Raw genomic sequence first — 5,744 nt, 5'->3', positions numbered from 1 at the left:
CGGTGGTCGGCGCGGCCGCGCCGGTCGCGCCCGACGTGGAGGAGCAGGCCGTCGCGGCGGGCACCAGCAGGGCCGCGGCCAGGACGGTTCCGGCCAGCGTACGGGCAGTGGTCGCGCGGCGGATCGTCGAGAAGGGCATGCGGTTCTCCTGAGCGAAGTGCGGGTGAGGAGCGCGCGGCGCCCTCTCCTGCGGGGACCGGAGGGCGGCTTCGCGTGCAGTTCGAAGGTAGTGCGAACAGTCGACGGAATGGAGCCTTCCGTGTCACCGAACTGCAACGCCCCTGGCCGCACGGCTCCGGTCACGCCGGCGCTGAGCCGTACTCAAATCCCCTGCCACCGCCGTCGGTACGGCCGCGCCGACGGCCGGTCAGCGCTTCGCCGTGGCGGCGGACAGCTGTCCGCGTACCCAGGCGGGGTCGGGGTTGGTGTGCGGCCGGCCGGTCACGACGACGGTCGGCACGGTCTCATTGCCGTCGTTGGCCGCGCGCACCACCGCGGCCGCCTCCGGGTCGCTCCAGATGTTCACCCAGTGCACCCGCCGGGCCGCCCGGCCCAGCCGGATCCGCAGCCGCAGGCAGTACCTGCAGCCCGGCCGCCAGTACACCACCGGCCGGCCGTCGGCCGCGCTGCGGCGCTGCGCCTCCGCCGCGCCGAGCGACTTCGGGAAGACCAGGGTCGAGCTCACGGCCGCGAGCCCCGCGAACCCCAGCAGGTACACGACGGCCGCTCCGCGGCTCCCGCTCGACACGAGTCCGCCCGCGACGGCCGCACCACAGAGCACCAACAACAACGGCAGCATCCACACACGCATCATGGCGGCCCAGGCTATCCGTACACGGCCCCCGCCGTTCCACTCCCCCGGCCGTGCCGCGCGAGGGCCTTCGACACTCGAATCAACACCCTTGCAAGGAGCTGATGGTGACGCTGCATCAGGACATCTCGCGATGGCTCGGCGGACCGCCGGGAAGCCCGAGGGCCGAGGTCAGGCGAGGTCGCGCCGACGGCGGAGCGAACCGGCCGTCAGGATCACCGGGCCGGCCAGGCCGCACACCGCCAGCAGGAGCAGCGCCGTACGCGGCCCCCAGGCCGTGGAGGCGGCACCGGCCAGCAGCGCGCCGACCGGGATGGAGCCCCAGGAGACGAACCGGACGGTGGCCATCACCCTCGGGAGCAGCTCCGGCGGAGTGTGGGTCTGCCGGTGGGTGCGGGCGACGATGGTGGTGACGACGACGCCCGCCGCGAAGCCCGCGTTGCCGAGGGCGAAGAGCAGCACCGCCCACCCCGAACCGGCCGCCGGGAGCAGGAAGGTGACGAGCGCGGCGATCCGCGCCGACCACCGCAGGGCGCCGCCGCTGCCGATCCGGGAGACCACCCGGGGCGTCAGGACGGCGCCGACCAGGCTGCCCAGGCCGCCGGTGGCCATCAGCGCGCCGACGGCCGCGGCCGGGGCGTCGAGGGCGTCCACCAGGAACACCGGAGTGAGCGTCATCAGCCCACCGGAGACGAAGTTGACCGCGGTGGCGTAGGCGGCACACGGCCCGATCACCGGATGCCGGGTGACGAAGTGCCAGCCCTCGCGGATCTGCCTCCACATCCCCGCGCCGCCCGGCCGCGGGGCGGGCCGCTCCGCGCGCGGCAGACTGCGCAGCAGGGCCGCCGAGACCAGGTAGCTGACGGCGTCCAGCACCATCGCGGCCGCGCCGCCGACGAGTTGGACCAGCACCCCGCCCAGCGAGGGGCCGGCCAGTTCGGTCGCGGCGCTGCTGCCGGAGAGCAGGCTGTTGCGGACGGTCAGCTCCTCCTTGGCGACGATCGAGGGCAGGAAGGTGGAGTTGCCGACGTCGAAGACCACACCCGCCAGCCCGACCAGCAGCGCGACCACCACCAACTGCGGCAGGCCCAGTACGCCCAGGGCCGCCGCCACCGGCACCGAGGCCACCGCCGCCCCGCGCAAGAGGTCCATCGCCACCTGGGTGCCGCGCAGCGGGAGCCGGTGGACCAGGACGCCGGCCGGCAGTCCGACCAGCAGCCAGGCCAGGTACCCGGCGCCGGTGACCAGGCCGACCTGCCAGGCCGTCGCGTGCAGGGTGAGCACGGCGATCAGCGGCAGGGCCACGACGGACACCTGGTTCCCGAGCCGGCTGACCAGCGATCCGGTCCAGTAGCGCCAGAACACCCCCGCCGAGGTCCGGTGTCGCGCCTCCCCCTCCGCTGCGCGGTCCGCCGCGACCGCCGTCCGCGTCGTCACATCCATCTTCGGTCCGTCCCTTCCGTCGCAACCGGCCCACCCATCGCTCCCCCGCTTCCCCGGCGCCGGCGCTCCCGGCCGCACGCTGGAGTCCGGCGCCCATCGAGACCGCACGGCCGCACGCACCACCCGCGAGGCCCCGGGCCACCGCACCGGCGCCCAAGTCACGGACCAGCCGGTCACGTTCGCCGAGCACGCCGCGCCGCACCCGCCCACCGTCCGGGCCGCGGGCGTCGACCGGCCCGAACGGATCACCCTCGCGCCGGACGCCACCCGCACCATCCGTGGGGTCCGCTACCGGTGATCGACCCGGCGGGATCGGTGAAGGGCGCCCGCGGCCCGGTCGACGGGCTCACGGCACACTGACGGCGGGCCGTGACCGGCCCAGCCCTGACGCACCGGGCGTCCGCACAGCCGCCCGGGTCCTGACGCGTCCCTGCCCAACTCATCCGACGCCCACACCCCGAACGACCGAACACGCCACGGCCGTCACACCGAAACCCGGCCACCCCATGCGGCGGCCCGCACACCCGGCCGAACCCTGGCCGGATCCCGCCGCCGGGGCCGCCCCCGCGCGCTCCGCCCGACCGCCCCGACACTCCCGCCGGGAACCCTCGCGCGACCAGCCCGCCAACGACGTCCGGCACCAGCCCGGACGACCCGCCGCGTCGAGGCCCGCCCGCGCACCCGGCCCGGCGGCGCGGCCGTCCCCGCAGGAGAACCGCCCGGAAGGCCCGCTTCCGGATTGTGACGTGCCCCTGTCTAGTTCGTTCCCGTCCCGGTGTGGTGGGATGAGCCTCACGGGGATGAACCGCTGACGGGGGTGTGTGCTGGTGCGGAATGGATGGTTGCGGGAGCTGGACGGGGACGCGGTGCGCCTGGCGGCCGTGGGGCTGGTGCGGCTGGGGGCGCAGGACTGGCTGAGTACGGAGGGCGGGGCGCCGGCCTGGGTGGGCGGGTTGCGGGCGGCCTCGTTCGCCGATGCCTGGCTGGCGTTCGGGGACGGGCCCGCGTCCGGGTTGCGGGCGCCCGCGCCGGAGGTGCTGCGGGCCGTCGTCGCCCGGGCCGCGGAGCTGGTGCTGCGCTCCTGCCGGGAGGACGGTCCGGCGGCCCTGGAGTGGCTCGGGCAGCGCTCGGCGGAGGCCCGGGAGCAGGCGCGTCGGGAGGGCGCCTCGCACCCGGCCGAGCCCTGTGCGCTGACCCTGGTGTGGCACGGGGTCCAGGCGCTGACCGCCGAGGACGGGCCGGATCACGCCCGCCGGATCGAGGAGCGCGCCGAGGCGTACGTGCGGGAGCGGCACTGCCGCCAGGACACCCTGGCGCTGGTGCTGTGCTGCACCCGGATCGCCGCGGCCGCGCTGGTGGAGCTGTGCGAGGGCGATCCGGAGCGGGTGGCCGGCCGGCTGGAACAGGACGCGGCACGTTCCATGCCGCGCGCCGGCCGGGTGCCGCTGTGGGTACCGGGCCGACCGGCCCTGCCCGCCGGCTGACCGGGCCGACCGGGCCGGCCGGAACGCCGGCCGGCCCGGTCAGGCCGCGTCGAGCAGCCGGGCGACCTCCGTCATGGCCGCCCCCAGCGGCAGGTCGAGGCGGAGCCGGGCGAGTTCGTCCCCGCGTGTCGGCCCCTGGTTGACGATCGCGACCGGCAGCCGGGCCCGGGCGGCGCGGCGGACGAAGCGCAGCCCGGACAGGACCGCCAGGGAGGATCCGAGGACCACCAACGAGCCCGCCGCGTCGACCAGTTCGTAGCAGTGCTCGACCCGGGGCGGCGGGACGTTCTCGCCGAAGAAGACCACGTCGGGCTTGAGCACGCCGCCGCACGCCGTGCAGGCGGCGACCCGGAAGCCGTCCACCGCGGACTGCGGCAGCCGCGCGTCGCCGTCGGGCCGCAGCTCCGCCCGGGTCGGCCGGAAGCCCGGGTTGAGCTCCTCCAGCCGCCGGTCCAGCTCGGCCCGGGTGCTGGTGCGGCGGCAGTCGAGGCAGACCACCCGGCGGAGTCCGCCGTGCAGCTCGACGGCCTCCCGGGTGCCGGCCGCGTGGTGGAGGCCATCGACGTTCTGGGTGATGACCGCCGCGACGTGCCCGGCCCGGCGCAGCCGTTCCACCGCGTGGTGCCCGGCGTTGGGCCGGGCCCCGGCGATCGCGGGCCAGCCGGTGTGGCTGCGGGCCCAGTAGCGGCGCCGGGCCTCCGCGCTGCCGGTGAACTCCTGGTACGTCATCGGGGTGCCGCTGCGGCGGCGGCCGGTGGCGCCGCGGTAGTCGGGGATACCGGACTCGGTGGACAGGCCGGCCCCGCTGAGCACCACCGCGCCGCGCCGGTCCAGCAGCCGTACCAGGCCTTCCAACTCCTCCCCCGGGGGAACGGCGGCCTGCCCGCCCGGGTGTTCGAACGCGTCCATACCGTCGAGGTTAGGGCGTGGCGCCGCAGGAGGGGCCGGCACAGGTCCCGGACGCATCGGGACGTGATCGCGGCACCGCGCGGTCCTGTCAGCTCTTCCGACCCCGCGGCACGTGGTTCCCCACCCACCCGGACGGCTCCTCGGCGGCACCGGCAGCACCGGCGGCGAAGGCCGTGATCCGCTCCAGCGGCGGATTCCAGCCCCGGGTGGTGTCCACCGCCAGGCAGGGGGCGTCGAGCGCGATCGGCACCCAGGACTCGATCGGCCGTTCGCCGCGCGCGATGCGGCGCAGCAGCTCACCGTCCGCGTGGACGGCGCGACCGGGTTCCTCGGCGGCCCTGCGGGCGATGCGCTCGCGGGCGGTCCCGGGGTCGACGGTGCAGCGTACGATGCGCAGCTCGGCGCGGCCGACGAGCGGCAGCAGACCGGGCCGCCACAGCCGGTCCTGGAAGGCCGCTTCCGCCACCAGGTCCGTTCCCGCGCGCAGGGGTCCGTCGACGGTGCGGAAGAACTCGGTCAGCGTCCGCTGGTTCAGGTCCTGGTCCGGGCCCAAATCCAGGCCCAGGTCCTTGGCCGGGGCCTGCCGGGCGGCGGCCATCCGCTCCTTGATCTCGTCCCGGCAGACCGCCGGGCGGCCGAGCGCGTCGGCCAGGGCGTGCGCCAGCGTGGTCTTGCCCGCCCCGGGCGGACCGCTCACGACGAGCAGGTGCGGGCGTCGGTCCGTGCTGGGGGTTCGGTCCGTGCTGGAGGTTCGGTCCGTCGTCGGGAGGGAGGGCGTCATGCCTGCTGAGTCTGCGCCGGGCGGCCGCCGCCCGCCACCTCCCCTGCGGGTGGCGGACGGCGGACAGCGGCATCGCGCCGCCGGAACCCGCCGGAGCCGCCGTTCCAGTGGACCCGCCCCTCGGGAAACCCCGCCGACGCGGAGGTGAACGAGGCCGAACCGCCGCTACAGGAGCAGATGTTGCCGCATTCCGGCGACCGGACGCCGGACCCGCCGCCTCAGCCCCAGCCGGGCACCGGCGGCAGCGGCCACCCCGGCGGCCCGGGCAGTGGCCCGTCCGCCCGCAGGCCCTCCGCCCGCAGGCGCTCCACCGACC

Annotated in this window: 5 protein-coding genes; 1 reads left to right on the top strand and 4 read right to left on the bottom strand. The window is 76.3% G+C overall.

Going from position 1 to position 5,744, the window contains the following annotated elements; all coding sequences use genetic code 11:
- Nucleotides 1-367: 367 nt before the first annotated feature.
- A complete protein-coding gene (locus AE652_RS33890; protein ID WP_049658640.1) occupies nucleotides 368-814 on the bottom strand; it encodes a glutaredoxin domain-containing protein in 447 nt (148 codons plus the stop codon).
- Between the two features lie 168 nt (nucleotides 815-982).
- The gene (locus AE652_RS33885) at nucleotides 983-2,254 is read right to left on the bottom strand and encodes an MFS transporter (RefSeq protein ID WP_049658639.1); all 1,272 of its coding nucleotides are present in this window, start codon (nucleotides 2,252-2,254) and stop codon (nucleotides 983-985) included.
- An 842-nt stretch (nucleotides 2,255-3,096) separates the two neighbouring features.
- Here AE652_RS33885 and AE652_RS33880 point away from each other — a divergent pair.
- Nucleotides 3,097-3,738: a hypothetical protein gene (locus AE652_RS33880; protein WP_049658637.1), complete on the top strand. Its 642-nt coding sequence runs from the start codon at nucleotides 3,097-3,099 to the stop codon at nucleotides 3,736-3,738.
- Nucleotides 3,739-3,777: 39 nt separating this feature from the next.
- Here AE652_RS33880 and AE652_RS33875 read toward each other — a convergent pair whose 3' ends face one another.
- Together AE652_RS33875 and AE652_RS33870 are read right to left on the bottom strand one after the other, a co-directional pair.
- Nucleotides 3,778-4,647: an NAD-dependent protein deacetylase gene (locus AE652_RS33875; protein ID WP_049658636.1), complete on the bottom strand. Its 870-nt coding sequence runs from the start codon at nucleotides 4,645-4,647 to the stop codon at nucleotides 3,778-3,780.
- A gap of 88 nt (nucleotides 4,648-4,735) precedes the next feature.
- The gene (locus tag AE652_RS33870; protein WP_082346146.1) at nucleotides 4,736-5,428 is read right to left on the bottom strand and encodes an AAA family ATPase; all 693 of its coding nucleotides are present in this window, start codon (nucleotides 5,426-5,428) and stop codon (nucleotides 4,736-4,738) included.
- Nucleotides 5,429-5,744: the final 316 nt, after the last annotated feature.

This window comes from Kitasatospora sp. MY 5-36, from assembly GCF_001182915.1.
Taxonomy (GTDB): Bacteria; Actinomycetota; Actinomycetes; order Streptomycetales; family Streptomycetaceae; genus Kitasatospora.
The sequence above is the reverse complement of the archived record's forward strand: the minus strand, read 5'-3'. Positions and strand labels throughout refer to the sequence as shown.

What these genes read in the sequence shown, in the direction of transcription:
- AE652_RS33890 (WP_049658640.1), bottom strand. Translation starts at nt 814, where the DNA reads ATGATGCGTGTGTGGATGCTGCCGTTGTTGTTGGTGCTCTGTGGTGCG.
- AE652_RS33885 (WP_049658639.1), bottom strand. Translation starts at nt 2,254, where the DNA reads ATGGATGTGACGACGCGGACGGCGGTCGCGGCGGACCGCGCAGCGGAG.
- AE652_RS33875 (WP_049658636.1), bottom strand. Translation starts at nt 4,647, where the DNA reads ATGGACGCGTTCGAACACCCGGGCGGGCAGGCCGCCGTTCCCCCGGGG.
- AE652_RS33870 (WP_082346146.1), bottom strand. Translation starts at nt 5,428, where the DNA reads ATGACGCCCTCCCTCCCGACGACGGACCGAACCTCCAGCACGGACCGA.